Genomic DNA, 20,335 nt, shown 5'->3' with positions numbered 1-20,335 from the left:
CAGGCGGAGCGTTTCCATCTGTAGTTGACGCAAGACCGCGGCATACCTAGCTTCGAATCATGTTTGAGATCACCGGCGACGATATTGCCCTTCTGAATGACACGGATTTACGCGCGCTGATCGGACGGCTTTGCGAGGCCGAGTTGCGCCGGCAAGGTCATCCCGTGTCCCACGTGACGTGGGGTGGCAGCCAGACTGCCAAGGACGGCGGGCTTGATGTGCATGTGGGGCTGCCGACCGGCGCCAGCATCAACGGCTTCATCCCCCGGCCAGAGACGGGGTTTCAGGTAAAGAAGCCCGATATGCCCAGACAGGAAATTCTCGATGAGATGAAGCCGGACGGCGTGGTGCGTCCTATCCTTGTTGAGCTCGCCCAGGCGTCAGGTTCATACATCATCGTAAGTGCGACGGGGTCCACGGCTCATTCGGCTCTCAAGAACCGCAAGAAGGCGATGGCTGATGCGGTCGAGGGCATCGCCGACGCATCGAAGCTCGTGCTCGATTTCTATGACCGCAACCGCGTGGCGACGTGGCTCCGTGATCATCCCGGGCTCATTCCGTGGGTGCGATGCCTGATCGGCAAATCTATCCCGGGCTGGCAGTCGTTCGGCTCCTGGTCGCGGGCGCCCGGCGGAACCGATGATTCATATCTGGTCGATGGCGAAGCCCGTATCAAGACCGGCGATGAAAAAGAGGGCGAAGGACTGAGCGCGATCGACGGCATCAACCGTATCCGTGACGTTCTGCGTCAGCCGAGACAGGTGGTCCGGCTCGTTGGCCTTTCAGGTGTGGGCAAGACCCGGCTCTGTGAAGCGCTGTTCGAAGACAAAGTCGGCAACGGAGGGCTTGATCCTTCACTGGCCTACTACACTAATGTTGCTGAAGATCCAAACCCGCCACCCATCGGTCTTGCCTCCGACCTGATTGCCGCGCGCAGGCGTGGTATCCTCGTCATTGACAACTGTCCCTTCGAGCTTCACGGTGAATTGGCGAAGGTCGCGCGCGAGGCGAACTCGACTATCAGCGTGATCACGGTCGAGTACGATATCCGTGATGATCAGCCTGAGGGCACGGATCTCTTCGCACTGGATACGTCCTCTCTTCCCCTTATCGAAAAGTTAGTCGCGCGGCGCTATCCCCAGGTCTCACAAATCGACGCAGGAACCATTGCGCAGTTCTCGGGCGGCAACGCGCGCGTGGCACTCGCATTGGCCACCACGATTGGGAAAAATGATTCCATCAGCAAGCTCAGCGATGCGGATCTGTTCAAGCGGCTCTTTCAGCAGCGGCATGAACACGACCCCGATTTGCTCCTGATAGCCCAGGCGTGCTCGCTCGTCTATTCCTTCGAAGGTGTCAAAACAGAAGGTAAAGGTGCCGAGCTGCCCATTGTTGCAGGGCTCATCGGCAAGCCCGTATCGGAGGTTTACGCTGCGGTCGCCGAACTGAAACGACGCGATCTGTTGCAGGAACGCGCAGAATGGCGCGCGGTGCTGCCGCACGCAATTGCCAATCGCCTTGCTGCGCTCGCCTTACAGAACATTCCCGCGGCGACGATCTTGAAGACGCTGGTGAGCGATGCACCTCCGCGCCTTAGGCGTTCATTCTCGCGAAGGCTTGGATATCTCGACGGCAGCATGGAGGCCCGGTCCATCGTGCAGGCCTGGCTCGCCCCGGGAGGGATGCTCGCGGACATCACCAATCTTGGCGAAGATGAACGAACGATGTTGGCAAACGTCGCGCCTGTCATGCCGGATGAGACCCTGGCAGCCATCGAGCGCGTCTTGAAGGACGCCGACGAGCCTACGCTGGCCAGGGCCACGCATGTGGTGCGGCTGCTTCGCTCGCTTGCCTATGAGCCGGAACAATTCGAGCGGGCGATCGCCTTGCTGATCAAGATCGCCCTGGCGGCGAATGACGATGATGACAGCGGCGCCGCGGGTATCGCGCCGTCGCTGTTCTACATTGTTCTGTCCGGCACGCATGCGCCGATCGTCATGCGGCTGAAAGTTCTGGAAGGTCTGCTAAAGTCCGACGAGCCCGGGTGTAGCGCGCTGGGGTTGAAATCCCTCGACGCCGTCCTGAAGACCGACCATTTCTCCTCGGCCCATAGTTTTGAATTCGGCGCGCGTTCGCGTGACTACGGCTACTATCCGCCAACCGGCCAGGATGTGCAGGATTGGTTCGCGGCAGTGCTGCACCTGATTTCACCCCTTGCGCTATCCGATGCCCCAGCTGCGCCCGGTGTCCGCACTGCCATCGCTCATGAATTCCGGGGTCTCTGGTGCAACGCGGGCCAAGCGGACGCTTTGGAAGCGCTAATGAGGCAAATCGCAAGCAAGAGATTCTGGCGCGAAGGTTGGGTAGCCGTGCATCAGACGCGAATTTTTGATGCCGAACACATGCCTGCCGAGATACGCGAGCGGCTGTCGGCATTAGAGGAATTTCTTCGTCCTAAGAATCTCGTCGACAAGGTGAACGGCGTGGTCCTGGGATCGGGGCGCAACATCGACCTGGATGATCTCGACGAGATCGAAAATGACGACTACGAGGGCGCGATGGTGCGCATGAATCAGACAGTCGAAAATCTCGGAAAGGATGTTGCGAACGACGATGAGGCATTCAAAGCGCTGCTGCCGGGCCTCGTGCGCGGCGGTTCTCGCGTTCCTCTGTTCGGCGTCGGCCTCGGAAGCACCACAGAGAAGCCCTACGAGATTTGGCAGGCCTTCGTGACCGAATTCTCGGTAGCGGATAAGCCCGACACAGGTCTGATGGGCGGATTCTTAACGGGTCTGCAAAAGCGGAATGCCATGTTGGCCGACAAAATTTTGGACGAGGCCGTCGAACACCCATCAGTTGGGGTGTATTTTCCGCACCTTCAGGCGCGGGTCATTGTGGATGAGAAAGGCGTTCAGCGCCTGCACCGGGCCCTCGAACTCGGCAAAGCGGACATCACCCAATATTACGCGTTGACTCACGGCCGCGCGAGCGAAGAGATTTCGGGACCGGAGTTCCGAGACCTTCTCCTTGCCATTGCGGGCAAGCCCGGTGGCCTGGCGGTCGCTTTGGAAATCCTGTCGATGCGTTTGGTTGCAAATGGGATCGACAAGCGGGAGCCGGTGCCCGAGGTTGCCGAGACTGGACGCGTTCTCCTCGATGCTTTTGAATTCCATGAGAAGAATGGCCGCACGGATCGGGAGGATCGGGAGCTAGGGCGAATTGCGCATGTGTCGTTATTCGGCGACGAAGGCGTTCCGATCGTGCGAAGCATCATCCGGAAAATGATGGTCGCGGTCGGCCGCTACGACATCCGAGCATACAATCAGGATGATCTAGTAACCGGACTGCTTCGCGTTCATCCGAAGATCGTGCTCGACGAGGCCTTCTCGGGCGACGCCAAGGCGCGGCAAAAAGCCGTGCAGGTCTTCCTCGATTTCCAGCGCTTTCACAAGAACCCGCTGGGCGTCGTGCCGGATGACGTCCTTCTCGCATGGTGCGATGCTGATCCGGCAGTCCGCTATCCCCTCATGGCGGCATCGGCGGGCCTGTTTAAGCGTCCTGCGAACAACGAACCGCATGAGTGGCTCCCCCTGGCCTCGAAGCTGCTCAACAAGAGCACCGATCCTGATGCCGTATTGAATGAGATCGTGCGCCGCTTACGTCCGTGGAGCTGGAGCGGATCACTTGCGACGAAACTGGAAGAACGGTTGAAGCTGCTTGAAAAGCTTCCGACCGATCACGCTCCAGACCTTGCCAATGCCATAAGCAAAGCCAAGGCTGACCTCCAGGAGTGGATCGCCAAAGAGCGAAAAAGACGAGGCAGCAGAGAGCCGGGCACGCAGCGGTCGGTTTGAGGACTAGGGCACGGAGTTCGGCTCGCTAGAGGCCGCCTGCCCCGCAATCTCCTCGCTCCGCCAACACCTCACCGCGTGCCCGTCCACCCGCGTCTCCAGCAACGGCCCCGGCTCGCGGCGACACGCCGCTTCGGCATACCGGCACCGCGGGCTGAACGCGCATCCGTTCGGCGGATTGAGCGGGTTGGGGAGATCGCCACCGGTCGTCCCTAACGGCGCATGGCGCAGCGGATCGGGGATGGCGGCGATCAGGGCCTGCGTGTACGGGTGCGCGGGCCGCTCGAAGATTTCGCCCCAGTGGCCGTTCTCGACGATGCGGCCGAGATACATCACGGCGACCCGGTCGCTCATGTGCTCGACGACGCCAAGGTCGTGGCTGATCATGATGTAGGAGAGGCCAAGCGTGTCCTTCAATTCCAGCAGCAGATTGATGATCTGGGCGCGGATCGAGACGTCGAGCGCCGAGACCGGTTCGTCGCAGATAACGATCTTTGGGCTGAGGATCAGGGCGCGCGCGATGCCGATGCGCTGGCGCTGGCCGCCGGAGAATTCATGCGGGTACAGGTCGGCCTGTTCGGGCCGCAGGCCGACATGCCGCAGCATCGTAGCGACGCGGTCTTTGATTTCGCTTGCCGCGGTCACGCCGTGCACGCGCAGCGGGTCTTCCAGCGTGCGACGAACGGTCTGGCGCGGGTTGAGCGAGGCGTAGGGATCCTGAAAGACCATTTGCACGGTGCGGGCCAGCGACTTTCGATCGCCGGCTTGCCGGTTCGTCACAACCTGCCCGTCCAGAACGATGCGGCCGCGCGTCGGCGTCAACAAGCCAAGGATCGACAAGGCGACGGTCGATTTGCCGGAGCCGGACTCGCCGACCAGACCGAGGCATTCGCCCCGCTTCAGCTTGAGATCGACCCCGTCCACGGCGCGGAGCAGCCGCCGGCCGCCGCCCAGCAAGCCGCCACCCAGCGGAAAATGAACCGCGAGATCCTCGACGCTGAGAATGAGATCGTCGTCCGGCTTGCCTCTATGCATCAGGGCAATCGCATATGGTGTGCACGATGCGGCGGCATCGGCACGGGGCTCCCTCTCCCGCTTGCGGGGAGGGCTGGGGTGGGGGTGTCTCCGCGTCGGGATTGTCGAGAATTGCGGAGAACATCCCTGTGGGGTGAGAGCCCTCACCCGCCGCGCGCGGGACGATGCTTCGCATCGCCCGGGGCGCGTCGGCCTCTCCCGCAAGCGGGAGAGGCGGAGCAAGCCCGCCAGGTCCTCGTGAAATCCATAGGCGATTGCCCTGCCCTCATGCATGGTGGTGACACCTCACCAGACCGCCGGCGCTCAGCGAATCCGTCTCCGGCGCGACCGTCCGGCAGATATCGGTCGCCTGTGCGCAACGGGGATTGAACCTGCAGCCTTCCGGAAAATTCGTGATCGCCGGGACCACGCCCGCGATCTCCCTGAGCCGGCTGCGGCCGAGCGCAGCGCGGCTGCCCAGCCGCGGCAGCGAGTCCACCAAGCCTTGCGTATAGGGATGCGCGGGCGCCCGGAAGATGTCGGCCGAGCCGCGCTGCTCGACGATGCGGCCGGCATACATCACGGCAACGCGGCGGCAGACATTGGCGACCAGGCCGAGATCGTGGCTGATCATCAAAATGGCCGTCCCTCGCTCGGCGCACAAATTCCGCATCAGCTCGATGATTTCCGCCTGCACCGTGACATCGAGCGCGGTGGTCGGCTCGTCGGCGATCAGGAGATCCGGACCGCAGGCGAGCGCGATGGCGATCATCACGCGCTGGCGCATGCCGCCCGACAGCTGGTGCGGGTAGTCCTTGACGCGCCGCTCGGGCGCGGGCACGCGGACATTCGCCAGTGCCTCGACGGCCATCTGGTTGGCCTCGCGCCAGCTCTTGCCCTTGTGCAGCACGAACATCTCGGCGATCTGCCGTCCCACCGGCGACACCGGGTTGAGCGCCGTCATCGGCTCCTGGAAGATCATGGCGATGCGATTGCCGCGCAGCTCGCGCTGCTTGGCCGCCGAAAGGTGCTGGATCTCCCGGCCGTCAAACCGGATGACACCGCCGCCGATCGAGAGTGGCTGCCGCAAGAGGCCGATCAAGGCGAGCGCGGTGATGCTCTTGCCGCAGCCGGATTCGCCGACCAGGCCGAAGGTCTCGCCGCGATCGATCCGGAATGAAATGCCCTCGGCCGCGGCAACGCGCCTCGATCCGTCGTCGAGATCGATGCGCAAGTTCTCGACTTCGATCAGCGGCGGGCCCGTCATGTGCGCCGGCTCCGCGATTGTGGATCGAGAATGTCACGCAGGCCGTCGCCGAGCAGATTGAGGCCGAGCACCGTCAGGAAGATGGCAAGGCCCGGAAAAACCGAGAGCCACGGCGCCGTCGTGATCTGGTCGCGGGCCTCCGACAGCATGCTGCCCCAGCTTGGGTAAGGCGGCCGGACGCCGAGGCCGAGGAACGACAAGGCGGCTTCGGACAACACCGCGCTGCCCATGCCGAGAGTGCCGATGACGATGATCGGCCCCAGCATGTTCGGCAGCAGCTGCGTGAGCATGATGCGGACATCGCCGTAGCCAAGCACGGTTGCGGCCTGCACATAGCCCTGGCTCCGCAGCGACAGCGCCGAGGCCCGTGCGATCCGGCAGGTGAAGGACCAGTTGGTCAAGCCGAGTGCGATCAGCAGGCTGGTCAGGCCGGGCCCGAGCACCGCCATGATGGCCAACGCGAAGATCAGCGAGGGAATCGCGAGCATGAGATTGGTCAGGCCGTTGACGACATCGTCCCACCAGCCGCCAAAATAGCCGGCGCTCAGGCCCAGCGCCACGCCGATGACGCTGTTGATGAGCTGCGAGACGATGCCGACCGTGAGCGAAATCCGCGCGCCATAGACGACGCGGGAATAGATATCGCGGCCCTGCCCGTCGGTCCCGAACCACCAGGTCCAGCTCGGGGCCTCCTCCGCGTTCATCAAATTGGCATCCAGCACGGGATCCGTATGCGCCAGCCAGGGCGCAAGCAGGCCGACGACGATCGCAAGCGCGAACAAGGCCCCGCCGATGACGAGATTGGCGCGAAGCTTCATGCGTATCTGATCCTGGGATCGATCACGCCGTAGAGCAGGTCGATCAACAGGTTGAGTGCGAGAAAGGACAGCACCACCACGAGAATGGAGCCTTGCACGGCGGGAATGTCGCGCTGGAGAACGCTGTCGACCAGCAGCGAGCCGATGCCCGGCCACGAGAACAATTTCTCGACGACGACCGCCTGCCCCATCAACGCGCCGAATTGCAGGCCCATGGTGGTGAGAATGAGGACGAGCGCGTTGCGCATCACGTGCCATTTCACGACCCGGGTCTCGCTCATGCCCTTCGAGCGCGCGGTGCGGACGAAATCCGCGGTCATGATCTCAAGGACGGCCGCGCGCGTCGTCCGGGCCAGCAGCGCCATCGGCGACACGCCGAGGGTCACGGCCGGCAGGATCAGATATTTGCCTCCGCCATCGCCATAGCCAAAGCTCGGCAGCCAGCCGAGCTTCAGCGCGAACAGGTACATCAGCAGCAGCCCCAGCCAGAACTTGGCCAGTGACAGGCCCGACACCGCCAGGACCATCGCCGCGCTGTCGACGATGCCGCCCGGCCGCAATGCCGCGACGAAGCCGAGCGGCACGCCGATCAGAACTGCAAACGCCATGGATGCGAAGATCAGTTGCAGCGTCGGCCAGGCCCGTTTGGCGATCATGGCCGTGACCGGCTCGCGCGTCCGGAACGAGGTGCCGAAATCACCGGTGGCAAGCTTGGCGATGTAGGAGCCGAAGCGGATGTAGACGGGCTCGTCGAGGCCGAGCTGCTTCTTCATGCGCGCCTCGACCTGCGGATCGCTGTCGTCGCTCATGGTCGAGACGATGCTGCCGGGCACGACGCTGAACAACGCAAACACCAGCAGCACGACGGCAAGCACGGTCGGAATGGTTTGCAGGAGACGACGGATCAGGAAGGAGAGCATCGGCATTTTTCTTCCCTCCCTCCATCAGACGTCGCGATGGAGGGAGCGCGCGGGCGCGTGTCACTTCGCGGGCGAGGTCTCGTCGACCCAGAGGTCTTCGACATTCTGGTGGGTCAGCTCGGTCGCGTTCAGCTGAACACCGTGGAGCCACGGCTGCACGGCCATCACCGCCTTGTTGTAGTTGAAGAACCAGACCGGCGCCTCGTCGTAGAGCAGCGCGTTGGCTTTTTGCAGCAGCTGGCCGCGCTTGGCGGAATCGTCGCTCTGCCCGGCCTCGTCGATCAACTTGTCGAACTCGGCGTTCTTGAAATTCATGTAGTTGCAGGCCGATGGCGGCGTCGACGAGTGGAAGCATTTCAGCGCCGCCTGGGGATCCGGGCCGGTCTGCTGGGAATAGATAAAGGCCTGGTAGTCGCCGGTGCGAACCACCTCGGACAGCACCGCGGCCTCGACCTGCTTGACCTTGGCCTTGATGCCAACCCGGTCCAGCATCGGGATGACCGCCGTGACGATCGGCAGGCCCCAGCTTTCATTCTGGCTGGTGGTCCATTCGAATTCGAAGCCGTTGGGATAGCCGGCCTCGGCGAGCAGCTGCTTGGCTTTGGCGGGATCGAACGGGTAAGGCTTCATGGTCTTGTCGTAGAGCGGAGAGGTCAGCGGCAGCCAGCTGGTGGCGCGATAGGCCTTGCCCTTGACGAGTTTGTTGATGATCAAATCGGTATCGATCGCATAGTTGATCGCCTGCCGGACGCGCTTGTCGGCGAACGGCTTGAACGCGGGATTCATCCCCATGTATCGGGTGAAGACCTCGGCGACCTCGACGATGGTACCCTTGAGGTTGGGGTCGGCCTGATAGGCGACATATTGCGCAGGTCCCAGCACCGAAGTGTCGATCTCCTTGTTGCGGAAGGCCACATCGCGTGCCGCGGCCTCGCCCATGACCGACACGATCATCTTGTCGGCATAGGGCTTGCCGGGCTTGTAGAACCGGTCCCACCGCTCCAGGACGATGCGCGATCCCGGCACGTGCTCGACGAACTTGAACGGTCCAAGCCCGATCGGATGCTGGATGAAGCCGTCCTTGACCGCCTCGTCGGCGGGATAGATCGAGGTCAGCGCGGTGAAGAGGTAGAAGCCAGGATCGACCTTCTCGGTCAGCTTCATTTCGAGGGTGAAGTCGTCGATCTTCTTCAACCCGGAGATTTCCTTGGCCTTCCCCTTCTCCACGTCGGCCGCGCCCTCGATGACGCGGACATAACGCGCGCCGGGATAGGCCTTGCTGCCGTCCATGATGCGGTTGTAGGACCAGATGATATCGTCGGCCGTCATCTTGCGGCCATTGTGGAAATAGGCGTCGTCGCGCAGCTTGAAGGTGTAGACGAGGCCGCCGCCGGAGACGACGACCTCCTTGGCCAATTCCGGAACCGGCTTTCCTTCCGCGGAATCCCAGATGTAGAGCGACCGGTGCAGACCCTTGGCGAAGATCTCGTCCTGGGCGCGCTGGGTGGTGTGGATGTCCAGGCTGGTGAAACTCGACCCATAAGGCGCCGTCATCCGGATGGTCCCGCCCCTGCGTGGAGTCTGGGCCTCCACTGATCCGGCAAGCGCCAATCCCAAAGCCGCGACGATCGCCATCATCCTGAACATCATGGTCCCTCCGGCAATGCAGGCGTATTCCAGTTCGCGAGTTGACCATTCAGCGCACGTCGAACGCAAGCTTCTCTTTCGTCTTGATGGCGCGGTTCCTTGCAGACCATGTTCGAGGTGCCCGCTTCGGCGAGGCTCCTCGGATCTTTGAGGTCAGAGAATCGGGAGAGGAAACAACGATCTACGGGCGGACCAACGTCTTGCGCTGTCGATACGATCGTGGACAACTATGAACGGCCCATGGACCCGCCCTGCTTCGGCTCTCCCGTCAGGACGACAAGACGATCAGCGAGCTGTCGCAGCGCAAGCGGGCGGTCGCAACGGCCGGCCTGCTGCCGAAGCCCGGACAAGTGAAGCTGATGCTCGGCACAAGACCGATGAAGAGGCCGTCATCACCGTCAACGAACAAACCATCAGATTGGCGGCGCACGCCGGAGAGAAACTGGCAAACTCCGACGATGCGGCAGGCGAACTGTCTGATAGCCAGAAGCTCGATCTGTCGCCGGGCAAATACAAGGTTACGCTCGAGGTGGCTGGAAGCGCGGCACAGAATCGGGAGGTCGAGGTCGCGGCCAACGAGACCTGGGGTCTCTTGGTCGGCCCGGATGGCGCCCTGCTTCCGCTGCGGCTGTATTGACGTGCCCTCACCGCGTCATTGCGAGCGCAGCGAAGCAATCCAGAATCGTTCCGCAAAGGCAGTCTGGATTGCTTCGCTGCGCTCGCAATGACGGAGTGCTCTCGCGACGACCTCAGTTTGATAATTCCGGCTGCCAGTCCCGCAGCTTTCGCGCGGCGGCGGTGATCTCGGCGATCGTCCGAAACGCCGCCGTCTCCACCATCATCGCGCGTGCCAGCCGCACCGCGCGGGCTTCGCTGACAGCGCGCTGCTTCGGGTCCTCGATCAGCTCGAAATCGATATTGTGGGCGAGGCCGAAGATGCGGCGGATGATTTTTGCGGCGGCGAAGCCGACGGTGTCGGCGAAGAGCCGCTGCACATAGGCCTGCCGCTCGGCTTCCAGCCGCAGAGCGCCCTTCTCGCCGGCAAAGAGCGAGAGCGGATAGGCGTCGCCCACGGCGCCGTCACGCCAGAGATCGAGGAACTTGCGGGCGAACTCGCTCCAGACTTTCTCGACCGTCTCGAGCAACCACGTTTCGAACGCGGCCCGTTCGCCCGGCGAGCGCTCGTGGCCGGCGGAGGCGAAATAGGCCATCAGGAGATTGGCCAGCACTGCGCCGACGTCGAAGCCCATCGGGCCATAGAACGCGAATTCGGGATCGATCACGCGCGTCTCGTTCTCCGTCACCATGATCGAGCCGGTGTGGAGGTCGCCATGGAGCAGCGCCTCCGGGCTTGCCATGAATTTCAGCTTCAGCCGGGAGATCGCGACGTGCAGCTCCATGTCCTCGCGTAACTCGGCAGCGACTGCATCGAGATACGGTGCGGTCCAGCGGTTCTGCTCGGCGACGCGGTAGGGATCGGTGAAGATCAGATCCTCGGTGATCTTGCACAGCGCATGGTTGCCGGCGAACGCCGCGATCGCCTGCTTCTTCTCGGCGGCTGAGAGCGCCAGATCGGAGGTGAAGAACAGCGTCCGCGCCATGAAGGTCGTGATGTCCTCGACGAAGCGCGGATAGTGCGCGCCCGCGACCAGGCCCCTGCGCATGATGATGTGGGGTTCGAGCAGCTCCATCACCGTGAGCGCCAGCGCCTCGTTGTGATGCAGCAGCGCCGGCACCAGCCCGGGCGCGAGCTGGGCCTGCCGCGACAGCGCCAGATACTCGTAATGCGCCCGCGACAGCGGCAGCGGCCAGCTTTCGCCGACCAGGCGGACGTAAGGCAGCGCCTGCTTCACGGCGGCGCCGCCGCTTGCGCCCTTCACGATGAAGACGAGATTGAGATTGCCGTCGCCGACCTCGGTGATCGACCAGGACGCCGGCTCACCGCCGAGCAACGCCGCCAGTTCCGGAACGCCCGCGAGATAATCCCGCAAGGCGGCCTCTTGTAGAATCCGGTAGTCCCCTCGCCCCTCGGTCATGACGATCCCGTTCCATGCTTGGTACGGCCGGATCGCTACTCCCGCTCCAGGAAGCTCGAGCCGATCTCGGCCTTTCTTTTGATCGGATCGTAATCGCAATAGACGTTGTCCGCCACCAGCGTGTAGCTGGCGCTGACCGTGTATTTGTCGGCCTTGACCGAGTTCAGCCCGATGACCGAGGTGCTCTTGCCGCCGTTCCATTTGAACGGCGTCGAGCTCTGCGCCCGCTCGCAGGCCATCACCGCGTCGCTGAAGACATAGCCCTCGACGAACGCCTTCAGCGTCCGCACCTGCGCCGCCATCCGCCACTCGAAATAGCCGATGCCGCCAAGCCCGGCGACGATCAGCACCAGAAGCGCGACGACGATTTTCTGAAAGGTCATTTGCATCCCCCCACTTCGATTCGGTATGCGAAGCATCTCCGGCGTCATCGCGAGCTTGGTCAACAATCCTCGTCTCTCGTCGGATCACGCCGCTAGAACGGCATGCCCATCAATTTCGACAAGCGTTCGATCTGGAGATATCCGGCCTGATAGGCCGCCATGCCGAGCGCGAAGATGACCGCCGAGATGATCGTGGTCCAGATCAGCTTCTGCCGCATGCCGGTCAGGATCGGGGCGCCGGGATCGGTGCCGGGCGCGCCACCGCCGTCCTCGTGCAGGCTGCGCACGCCGAACGGCAGCGTCAGGAACAGTGCGATCCACCAGATGACGAAGTAGATCGCGAGACCGGTCGAGATTTGATAGGCCATGGTTCGGCCCTACGCCTGCTCGATTTCGACCAGCGCGCCCGAAAAATCCTTCGGATGCAGGAACAGCACCGGCTTGCCGTGGGCGCCGATCTTCGGCACGCCGTCGCCGAGCACCCGGGCGCCCTCCTTCACCAGCGTGTCGCGCGAGGCGATGATGTCGACGACTTCGTAGCAGATGTGGTGGATGCCGCCGTCGGCATTGCGCTCGAGGAATTTCGCGATCGGCGAGCCCTCGCCGAGCGGCTCGATGAACTCGATCTTGGTGTTGGGCAGCGTCGCGAACACGGTGGTGACGCCGTGCCCGGGCAGTCCGACCGCCTCCGAGATCTGCGCGCCGAACGCGGCGCCGTAGATCCTGGCCGCCTTGACGGCGTCCTTGGTCGCGATCGCGACATGGTTGAGCCGGCCCAGCATGTTTCTCTCCCGTTAGTTCATGATCCGGAAAAGTGTGAAGCGGTTTTCCTAAAAGATCATGCCCAAATTAGACTGTCAGGACATGGACCAGACAGGGGGGCTTTTGCCCCAATGTTCGTTGATGACGGCCCGCACCGCGCGCCGGACCGACTCCGCCAGCGCATCGGGATCGCGGCGGCGGGCCTTTGGCAGGCCCTCGATCGTGGACATGACCGCATCGAAAACCAGGTCGTCGAAGGGTTCGCCCGCCCGGTTCTTCTCGGGGATTCCGACCAGATCCACTTCGGGATCGTCGGCGAGCTCGCCCTGCGCGGTCATGGCGACGGCGATGAAGGCGCAGCCGGAAAACGCCATCCGGCGCCGCTCGATCACCGCGCGCGACTTGGAATCCTCCAGGATCGAGCCGTCCTTGTAGAGACGGCCGGACGGCAGTTCGCCGATAATGCCGGGATCGCCGGGGCCGAGCTTGATCAGGTCGCCGTTGCGGACCACCAGCACGCGCGGCACGCCGGCGGCCCGCGCGAGCTTGGCATGCTCGTGCAGATGCAGGGCCTCGCCGTGGACGGGGATCAGGAGCTGTGGCCTGACCCAGCCGATCATGTCGCGCAATTCGTCGCGGCGGGGATGGCCGGAGACGTGGACCAGATGGTCGCGGTCGGTGATGACCTCGACCCCCTGCAGGATCAGATTATTGATGATCGAGCCGACCGCCTTCTCGTTGCCGGGGATAGTGCGCGAGGAGAAGATCACGCAGTCGCCGCGATTGAGCGTGATCTCGGGGTGGTCGTCATTGGCGATGCGCGCCAGCGCCGCGCGGGCCTCGCCCTGGCTGCCGGTGCAGAGCGCCAGCACCTTGTCCTGCGGCAGATGGCCGTAGACGTCGGTCGAACGGAAGCTCTGGACGCCGTCGAGATAACCGGTCTCGCGCGCGACCTGCGACACGCGCTCCATCGCCCGTCCGACCACGACGACTTCGCGGTCGGCGGCCCTGGCGGCGTCCGCGACCGCCTTGATACGCGCGACGTTGGAGGCGAAGGTCGTCACGGCGACACGGCCCTTGGCGGCCTTGACCAGGGTGGCGATGGTCTTGGCGACTTCGGATTCGGACGGCGAGCGGCCGTCGCGCACGGCATTGGTGGAATCGCCGATCAGGGCGAGCACGCCCTCATCGCCGAGTTCGCGCAGCCGCTTTTCGTCGGTCGGCCGGCCGATGATCGGCGTCGGATCGATCTTCCAGTCGCCGGTGTGCAAGACCGTGCCGATCTCGGTGTGGATCGCCAGCGCATGCGATTCCGGAATCGAATGCGCGACTGGGATGAACTCGACGTTGAACGGACCGACATCGATGCGCCCGCCCGACGGCACCACCGTCACCGGGATCTTCGGCGCGTTGCGCTCGGCGGCGCATTTGGCCTCGAACAGCGCGGCGCTGAACTGCGTCGCATAGATCGGGCATTTCAGCTTCGGCCAGAGGTCGATGATGGCGCCGAAATGGTCCTCATGGGCGTGGGTCAGCACTAGGCCCATCAGGTTCTTGCGCTCCTTCTCCAGGAAGCTGATGTCGGGCATGATCAGGTCGATGCCCGGCAAATGCTCCTCGTCGCCGAAGGAGACGCCGAGGTCGATCGCGAGCCAGGCGCGCTGCTGGCGGTTGCCGAGGCCGTAGATCGACAGGTTCATGCCGATCTCGCCGACACCGCCGAGCGGCGCAAAGACCAGTTCGTCAGACTTCGCCATCACGCAGCTCCCACGGAGGCGGCCGAGCCGAAGAACACCTCGCCGGCCGCCACCGGCAGGCGTCGGCCGTCAGCGGTGCGGACGATCAGGCAACCAGTGTCGTCGATCGTGTCGAAAATGCCTTCCAGCGTCGTCGCTCCCGTGTTGATCGCAACCCGCTCGCCGAGACCGGCGGCGCGCTCCAGCCACAGCCGGCGGATCTCCGCGAAGCCGCGACCATTGTCCCAGATGCCGCGGAATTCCACCCAGGCGTCCGACAGCACTGAAAACAGCTCCTCCGCGCTGATCTGCACGCCGAGCGCCGCGAGCGACACCGCCGGCGTCGGCGTGCCCTCCGGCGCCGCCACGACGTTGGTGCCGATGCCGACGACGACGGCAAGGCGATCGCCGATGGCTTCGGCCTCGAGCCCGATGCCGACCAGCTTCCTGCCGTTCGCGAGGACGTCATTCGGCCATTTCAGGGCGTATCGGGGCCGGTCAGGACCAAGCCGTAGCGCGGCTTCGAGGCTGACCTTTTCCAGCGCGGCCTCTTCCGCCAGCCCGGCTGCGAAACCGATCGTGGCGGCAACCGCGGGAGCGACGTCGACGAATTCGAGGACGGTGGCCGCCAGATTGCCCCGCGGCGCGATCCAGGCGCGCTGGCGCCGGCCGCGGCCGGCGGTCTGCTCAGACGTGACGAACCAGATCGGCCCGCGTTCGCCGGCGCGTGCGCTCTCGATCGCGTCGGTATTGGTCGAGCCGGTCCGCTCCAAGGCTGCGAGCTTGTAGCCCGCCGACAGAGCGCGAGGACCGAGCGCGAAGCCCATCCTAGAACAACGACTTTGCGGCGGCGGAGGCCACGCTTACCACCGGGCCCGCAAACACCGCGAAGAGAATGTTGAACAAGCCTGCGACCGCCAGCACCGTCTTCACCTCGACTCTGACAGGATCGACCTGGCCGGCCGGCTCGTCGAAATACATCGTCTTGACGATGGCGAGATAATAGTAGGCGCCGACGACGCTGGAGAGTACGCCCACCACAGCGAGCGTGAACAGGTTGGCCTTGATGGCGGCGACGAACACGTACCATTTGGCGAAGAAGCCGGCGAGCGGCGGAATGCCGGCGAGCGAGAACAGCAGCATCGCGAACATGAAGGCGAGCAGCGGATTGGTGCGTGACAGACCGGCGAAATCGCTGATCTGCTCCACGGCCTGGCCGTTGCGCCGCATCGCGAGGATGATCGAGAACGAGCCGAGCGTCATCGCGACATAGATCACGATGTACATCAGCACGCCCTGCGCGCCTTCGACCGTGCCGGCGGCGAGACCGACCAGGGCAAAGCCCATATGGCCGATCGAGGAATAGGCCATCAGACGCTTGATGTTGCTCTGGCCGATCGCTGCGAACGAGCCGAGCACCATCGAGGCGATCGCCACGAACACCAGGATCTGCTGCCACTGCGAGACAATGCCCGGGAATGCGGTCAGCGTGACGCGGGTGAAGACCGCGAGCGCGGCGACCTTGGGCGCGGAGGCGAAGAACGCGGTCACCGGGGTCGGCGCGCCCTCGTAGACATCAGGCGTCCACATGTGGAACGGCACCGCCGAAACCTTGAAGCAGAGGCCGGCGAGCAGGAAGACGAGGCCGAACACCAGACCGACATTCGCGGCCGTCGCCGCCGTCGCGATCCCGGCGAAGCTGATCGTGCCGGTGAAGCCGTAGACCAACGAGGCGCCGTAGAGCAGCATGCCCGAGGACAGTGCGCCCAGCACGAAATACTTCAGGCCGGCTTCGGTCGACTTGGCGTTGTCGCGGTTCGAGGCCGCCACGACGTAGAGCGCGAGCGACATCAGCTCGAGGCCGAGATAGAGCGAGATCAGATCGCCGGCCGAGATCAGCACCATCATGCCGAGCGTCGAGAGCAGCACCAGGATCGCATATTCGAAAATGCGGCGCGACGGATCGGACAGGAATTCCGTCGACAGCACCAGCGTCACCGCCGAGCCGATCAGGGCCAGGATCTTCATGAAGCGCGCGAAATCGTCAACGATGAAGCTGCCGCCGAACGTGACCTGCTTGCCCGCGGGCAGCAGATATTCGAGCACGCCGACCAGGATCAGGAGCAGGACCGCCAGCGTCGTGACCGTCTTGGTGGCGCCCTGCCCGCGATAGGCCCCGAGCATCAGAAGCGCCATGGCGCCGACCGCGAGCACGAGCTCGGGCAGCACCGGCGCCAGTTGATAACCTGCAGTCGAAAAGCTCATGGCGATATCCTGACCTGCCCGCTCACTGGAGCAGTGCGGCGGCCTTCACGGCCGTCACAGCGGTGTTGTAGTTGTTGACGAGTTGCTGGACCGAGGCCGCCGACATGTCGAGCACCGGCTTCGGATAGACGCCGAACAGGATCGTCAGCGCGATCAGCGGAAACAGTATCAGGCCCTCGCGGAAGGTGAGGTCCTTGATGCTCGCCAGCGACGGCTTCATCAGCGCGCCGAACACGACCTTGCGGTAGAGCCACAGCGCGTAGCAGGCCGACAGGATGACACCGAAGGTGGCGAAGAACGCGGTCGAGATCGAGACCTTAAAGGTGCCGAGCAGCGTCATGAACTCGCCGACGAAGCCGGAGGTGCCGGGCAGACCGACATTGGCCATGGTGAAGACCATGAAGGTCAGCGCGTAGAGCGGCATCCGGTTGACGAGGCCGCCATAGGCCGCGATCTCGCGGGTGTGCATGCGGTCGTAGACGATGCCGACGCAGAGGAACAGCGCGCCGGAGACGATGCCGTGCGAAATCATCTGGAACACGCCACCGGCGACACCCTGCATGGTGCCGGCGAAGATTCCCATGGTGACGAAGCCCATATGCGCCACGGAGGAATAGGCGATCAGCTTCTTCATGTCCTCCTGCATCAAGGCCACCAGCGAGGTGTAGATGATGGCGATGGCCGAGAGCGTGAAGATCAGCGGCGCGAAGTCATGCGAGGCCAGCGGGAACATCGGCAGCGAGAAGCGCAGGAAGCCGTAGCCGCCCATCTTCAGCAGGATCGCGGCCAGCACCACTGAGCCCGCGGTCGGCGCCTCGACGTGCGCGTCGGGGAGCCAGGTGTGCACCGGCCACATCGGCATCTTCACCGCGAAGGACGCAAAGAAGGCCAGCCAGGCCCAGGTCTGCAAGGACCGCGGCACGGCAGTGTGCATCAGGGTCGGGATGTCGGTGGTGCCGCCATTCCAGTACAGCGCCATGATGGCGAGCAGCATCAGGACCGAGCCGAGCAGCGTGTAGAGGAAGAACTTGAACGATGCGTAGACCCGGCGCGGGCCGCCCCAGACGCCGATGATCAGGAACATCGGGATCAGGCCGCCTTCGAAGAACAGGTAGAACAGCACGAGATCGAGCGCCGAGAAGGTGCCGATCATCAGCGTTTCCAGGATCAGGAACGCCATCATGTATTCGCGGACGCGGTTCGTGATCGCCTTCCAGCTCGCGATGATGCAGAACGGCATGATCGCGGTGGTCAGGATCACCAGCGGCAGCGAAATGCCGTCCACGCCCATGTGGTAGGTGATGCCGGTGGCAAGCCAGTTCGCCTTCTCGACGAACTGGAAGTCCGCATTGGACGGATCGAAGCGCAGCACCAGCAGCACCGAGACGGCGAAAGTGATCAGCGTGGTCCACAGCGCGATCCAGCGCGAGTTGCGCCGGGCGGCCTCGTCATCGCCGCGGCTGAGATAAACGATCAGCGCGCCGACCAGCGGCAGGAAGGTCGTGACCGATAGAATGGGCCAGGTCGTCATTTACTGGCCTCCAAAGCCGAACATGAACCAGGTGATCAGGCCGGCGGCGCCGATCAGCATGGCGAAAGCGTAGTGATAGAGATAGCCGGTCTGGATCTTCACGACGTTGCGGGTGACATCCAGCACGCGGGCCGAGATGCCGTCGGGGCCCAAGCCGTCGATGATGAAGCCGTCGCCCTTCTTCCAGAGCTGGTACCCGATCCACTTCGCCGGACGAACGAAGATGACGTCATAGAGCTCGTCGAAGTACCATTTGTTGAGCAGGAACTGGTACAGCATCGGCTGGGTGTTCGCGAGCTCGACCGGGAGGTAGGGCTTGCGAATGTAGAACGTGTAGGACACCACGAAGCCCAGCACCATCATGATAAAGGGCAGCCATCCGAGCAGCGCCGGCATGTGCTCCATATCCTCGAGGATATGCGGGTTCATTTTCACGGACTCACGGAAGAACTCTTCCACGCCGTGAGGCCCGGTGAAGATCTCCTTGAACGGGAAGCCGGCCAGGATCGAGCCGATCGCGAGAACGCCGATCGGAATGAGCATCCAGATCGGGCTTTCGTGCGCGGCCTCGTAGTGCTCCTGGTCGTGCGGTTCGCCAAAGAAGGTCTTGAACACCAGACGCCAGGAGTAGAACGAGGTCAGGCCGGCGGCCGCGATCGTCAGCAGATAGGCGTACATCGAGAACGGATTATGCGAGGCGTAGGCGGACTCGATGATCGCGTCCTTGGAGAAGTAGCCGGCGAACAGCGGGAAACCGGTCAGCGCCAGCGTACCGACGGTCATCACCCCGAACGTATACGGGATCTTGCGCCACAGGCCGCCCATGTTGCGGATGTCCTGCTCGTGATGCATCGCGTAGATCACGGAGCCGGAGCCCAAGAACAGCAGCGCCTTGAAGAAGGCGTGCGTGAACAGATGGAACATGCCGACCGAATAGGCCCCTGCCCCCATCGCCACGAACATGTAGCCGAGCTGCGAACAGGTCGAATAGGCGACGATGCGCTTGATGTCGTTCTGGACCAGACCGATGGTCGCCGCGAAGAACGCCGTGGTGGCGCCGAAGAACATCACGACGGCCTGCGCGTTCGGCGCGAGCTCGAACAGCGGCGACAGCCGCGCCACCATGAAGACGCCGGCGGTGACCATGGTCGCCGCATGGATCAGCGCCGACACCGGGGTCGGGCCTTCCATCGCGTCCGGCAACCAGGTGTGCAGCAGGAACTGGGCCGACTTGCCCATCGCGCCCATGAACAGCAGCAGGCAGGTCAGGGTCAGCCCATCGGCATGCCAGCCGAGGAAGTCGATGGTCTTGCCGGTGAGGCCGGGCGCCTGGTGGAAGATGGTCTCGAAATCGGTCGAGTTGGTCAGGTAGAAGATCGCGAAAATTCCGAGCGCGAAGCCGAAATCGCCGACGCGGTTGACCACGAAGGCCTTGATCGCCGCTGCGTTCGCCGAGGGCTTCTGGTACCAGAAGCCGATCAGGAGGTAGCTCGCCAGACCCACGCCTTCCCAGCCGAAGAACAGCTGCACGAGATTATCCGCGGTCACCAGCATCAGCATGGCGAAGGTGAACAGCGAGAGATAGCCGAAGAAGCGCGGCCGGTAGGGGTCCTCGTCCATGTAGCCGATGGAATAGAGGTGCACGAGCGAGGACACGGTCGTCACCACCACCAGCATCACGGCGGTCAGCGTGTCGACCCGCAGCGTCCAATAGACCTGCAAGTCGCCGGAGAAGATCCAGGGCAGAAGCTGGATCCGGGCGTCGTGGCCATTGAAGCCGACATCGACCAGCGTCATCCAGGACAGCGCGGCCGCCACGAACAAGAGCGCCGTCGTGATCAGCTCCGCCCCGCGCGAGCCCGCCGCCGGCGGCTCGGAGACGTGGTGGTCGTCGTGCCCATCGCCGGGCTCGTGATGGGTCTCGTGGATGACCGACGCATCCTCGTTGATCGTATCGGACGCATGGGCTTGCGCACCGTGACCATGGTCATCGTGATGCTCGACCGTGTCGCCACTCGGATTGCGGGCATGCGCGCCGAAAATGGCGATCAGGCCGGCGAGAATGGCGCCCAGCAGAGGCAGAAAGACAATTGCCTGGACCATAA

15 protein-coding genes and 1 pseudogene are annotated in these 20,335 nt (G+C 63.6%); 2 read left to right on the top strand and 14 right to left on the bottom strand.

All coding sequences use genetic code 11. The features are described 5' to 3' along the window. The first annotated feature begins 59 nt into the window (after positions 1-59). Complete coding sequence (locus AB8Z38_RS05095; protein ID WP_369723395.1) at positions 60-3,854, top strand: hypothetical protein; 3,795 nt, start codon at positions 60-62, stop codon at positions 3,852-3,854. A gap of 3 nt (positions 3,855-3,857) precedes the next feature. On the opposite strand, the gene AB8Z38_RS05090 is transcribed toward AB8Z38_RS05095, so the two are convergent. The 5 genes from AB8Z38_RS05090 to AB8Z38_RS05070 form a co-directional block, all read right to left on the bottom strand. Next, positions 3,858-4,886 (bottom strand): ABC transporter ATP-binding protein, encoded by a 1,029-nt coding sequence (locus AB8Z38_RS05090; RefSeq protein ID WP_369723394.1) that lies wholly within the window; start codon positions 4,884-4,886, stop codon positions 3,858-3,860. Positions 4,887-5,151: 265 nt separating this feature from the next. Next, positions 5,152-6,132, bottom strand: a complete 981-nt coding sequence (locus tag AB8Z38_RS05085) for an ABC transporter ATP-binding protein (protein ID WP_369723393.1) — start codon at positions 6,130-6,132, stop codon at positions 5,152-5,154. Beyond that, positions 6,129-6,950 carry an ABC transporter permease gene (locus AB8Z38_RS05080; RefSeq protein WP_369723392.1) on the bottom strand — a complete coding sequence of 274 codons (822 nt, stop codon included), beginning with the start codon at positions 6,948-6,950 and terminating at the stop codon, positions 6,129-6,131. Before AB8Z38_RS05080 ends, AB8Z38_RS05085 begins: the two co-directional genes overlap by 4 nt. Continuing rightward, positions 6,947-7,870, bottom strand: coding sequence for an ABC transporter permease (locus AB8Z38_RS05075; RefSeq protein WP_369726747.1), 924 nt, complete (start codon positions 7,868-7,870; stop codon positions 6,947-6,949). Before AB8Z38_RS05075 ends, AB8Z38_RS05080 begins: the two co-directional genes overlap by 4 nt. A 60-nt stretch (positions 7,871-7,930) precedes the next feature. After that, a complete protein-coding gene (locus AB8Z38_RS05070) occupies positions 7,931-9,520 on the bottom strand; it encodes an ABC transporter substrate-binding protein (protein ID WP_369723391.1) in 1,590 nt (529 codons plus the stop codon). Between the two features lie 226 nt (positions 9,521-9,746). Between AB8Z38_RS05070 and AB8Z38_RS05065 the strand changes: the two genes are divergently transcribed. Next, complete coding sequence (locus tag AB8Z38_RS05065) at positions 9,747-10,154, top strand: hypothetical protein (protein ID WP_369723390.1); 408 nt, start codon at positions 9,747-9,749, stop codon at positions 10,152-10,154. A 112-nt stretch (positions 10,155-10,266) separates the two neighbouring features. Here AB8Z38_RS05065 and mtnK read toward each other — a convergent pair whose 3' ends face one another. The 9 genes and pseudogenes from mtnK to nuoL form a co-directional block, all read right to left on the bottom strand. Further along, positions 10,267-11,553 carry an S-methyl-5-thioribose kinase gene (mtnK, locus tag AB8Z38_RS05060; RefSeq protein WP_369723389.1) on the bottom strand — a complete coding sequence of 429 codons (1,287 nt, stop codon included), beginning with the start codon at positions 11,551-11,553 and terminating at the stop codon, positions 10,267-10,269. Between the two features lie 35 nt (positions 11,554-11,588). Next, positions 11,589-11,936, bottom strand: coding sequence for a hypothetical protein (locus AB8Z38_RS05055; protein WP_369723388.1), 348 nt, complete (start codon positions 11,934-11,936; stop codon positions 11,589-11,591). Between the two features lie 92 nt (positions 11,937-12,028). Beyond that, positions 12,029-12,304: a DUF1467 family protein gene (locus tag AB8Z38_RS05050; RefSeq protein ID WP_369723387.1), complete on the bottom strand. Its 276-nt coding sequence runs from the start codon at positions 12,302-12,304 to the stop codon at positions 12,029-12,031. A 9-nt stretch (positions 12,305-12,313) separates the two neighbouring features. Further along, positions 12,314-12,718: a methylmalonyl-CoA epimerase gene (mce, locus tag AB8Z38_RS05045; protein ID WP_369723386.1), complete on the bottom strand. Its 405-nt coding sequence runs from the start codon at positions 12,716-12,718 to the stop codon at positions 12,314-12,316. Positions 12,719-12,785: 67 nt separating this feature from the next. Beyond that, positions 12,786-14,455 (bottom strand): annotated as a pseudogene (locus AB8Z38_RS05040) (ribonuclease J). After that, positions 14,455-15,261: a biotin--[acetyl-CoA-carboxylase] ligase gene (locus AB8Z38_RS05035; protein WP_369723385.1), complete on the bottom strand. Its 807-nt coding sequence runs from the start codon at positions 15,259-15,261 to the stop codon at positions 14,455-14,457. Before AB8Z38_RS05035 ends, AB8Z38_RS05040 begins: the two are co-directional and overlap by 1 nt. Position 15,262: 1 nt before the next feature. Continuing rightward, positions 15,263-16,699 carry an NADH-quinone oxidoreductase subunit NuoN gene (gene nuoN / locus AB8Z38_RS05030; RefSeq protein ID WP_369723384.1) on the bottom strand — a complete coding sequence of 479 codons (1,437 nt, stop codon included), beginning with the start codon at positions 16,697-16,699 and terminating at the stop codon, positions 15,263-15,265. Positions 16,700-16,721: 22 nt separating this feature from the next. Beyond that, on the bottom strand, positions 16,722-18,230 hold the full coding sequence (locus AB8Z38_RS05025; RefSeq protein ID WP_369723383.1) for an NADH-quinone oxidoreductase subunit M: 1,509 nt from the start codon (positions 18,228-18,230) through the stop codon (positions 16,722-16,724). After that, positions 18,231-20,333: an NADH-quinone oxidoreductase subunit L gene (gene nuoL / locus AB8Z38_RS05020; RefSeq protein ID WP_369723382.1), complete on the bottom strand. Its 2,103-nt coding sequence runs from the start codon at positions 20,331-20,333 to the stop codon at positions 18,231-18,233. It abuts the gene before it with no gap. Between the last annotated feature and the right edge of the window lie 2 nt (positions 20,334-20,335).

Origin of the sequence: Bradyrhizobium sp. LLZ17 (assembly GCF_041200145.1) — a bacterium.
In the GTDB taxonomy this organism is placed as follows: domain Bacteria; phylum Pseudomonadota; class Alphaproteobacteria; order Rhizobiales; family Xanthobacteraceae; genus Bradyrhizobium.
This window is presented reverse-complemented; position numbering and strand designations above follow the sequence as displayed.

What these genes read in the sequence shown, in the direction of transcription:
- AB8Z38_RS05050 (WP_369723387.1), bottom strand. Translation starts at nt 12,304, where the DNA reads ATGGCCTATCAAATCTCGACCGGTCTCGCGATCTACTTCGTCATCTGG.
- AB8Z38_RS05065 (WP_369723390.1), top strand. Translation starts at nt 9,747, where the DNA reads ATGAACGGCCCATGGACCCGCCCTGCTTCGGCTCTCCCGTCAGGACGA.
- mtnK (WP_369723389.1), bottom strand. Translation starts at nt 11,553, where the DNA reads ATGACCGAGGGGCGAGGGGACTACCGGATTCTACAAGAGGCCGCCTTG.
- mce (WP_369723386.1), bottom strand. Translation starts at nt 12,718, where the DNA reads ATGCTGGGCCGGCTCAACCATGTCGCGATCGCGACCAAGGACGCCGTC.
- nuoN (WP_369723384.1), bottom strand. Translation starts at nt 16,699, where the DNA reads ATGAGCTTTTCGACTGCAGGTTATCAACTGGCGCCGGTGCTGCCCGAG.
- AB8Z38_RS05085 (WP_369723393.1), bottom strand. Translation starts at nt 6,132, where the DNA reads ATGACGGGCCCGCCGCTGATCGAAGTCGAGAACTTGCGCATCGATCTC.
- AB8Z38_RS05090 (WP_369723394.1), bottom strand. Translation starts at nt 4,886, where the DNA reads ATGCATAGAGGCAAGCCGGACGACGATCTCATTCTCAGCGTCGAGGAT.
- AB8Z38_RS05055 (WP_369723388.1), bottom strand. Translation starts at nt 11,936, where the DNA reads ATGACCTTTCAGAAAATCGTCGTCGCGCTTCTGGTGCTGATCGTCGCC.
- AB8Z38_RS05075 (WP_369726747.1), bottom strand. Translation starts at nt 7,870, where the DNA reads ATGCTCTCCTTCCTGATCCGTCGTCTCCTGCAAACCATTCCGACCGTG.
- AB8Z38_RS05025 (WP_369723383.1), bottom strand. Translation starts at nt 18,230, where the DNA reads ATGACGACCTGGCCCATTCTATCGGTCACGACCTTCCTGCCGCTGGTC.
- AB8Z38_RS05070 (WP_369723391.1), bottom strand. Translation starts at nt 9,520, where the DNA reads ATGATGTTCAGGATGATGGCGATCGTCGCGGCTTTGGGATTGGCGCTT.
- nuoL (WP_369723382.1), bottom strand. Translation starts at nt 20,333, where the DNA reads ATGGTCCAGGCAATTGTCTTTCTGCCTCTGCTGGGCGCCATTCTCGCC.
- AB8Z38_RS05095 (WP_369723395.1), top strand. Translation starts at nt 60, where the DNA reads ATGTTTGAGATCACCGGCGACGATATTGCCCTTCTGAATGACACGGAT.
- AB8Z38_RS05080 (WP_369723392.1), bottom strand. Translation starts at nt 6,950, where the DNA reads ATGAAGCTTCGCGCCAATCTCGTCATCGGCGGGGCCTTGTTCGCGCTT.
- AB8Z38_RS05035 (WP_369723385.1), bottom strand. Translation starts at nt 15,261, where the DNA reads ATGGGCTTCGCGCTCGGTCCTCGCGCTCTGTCGGCGGGCTACAAGCTC.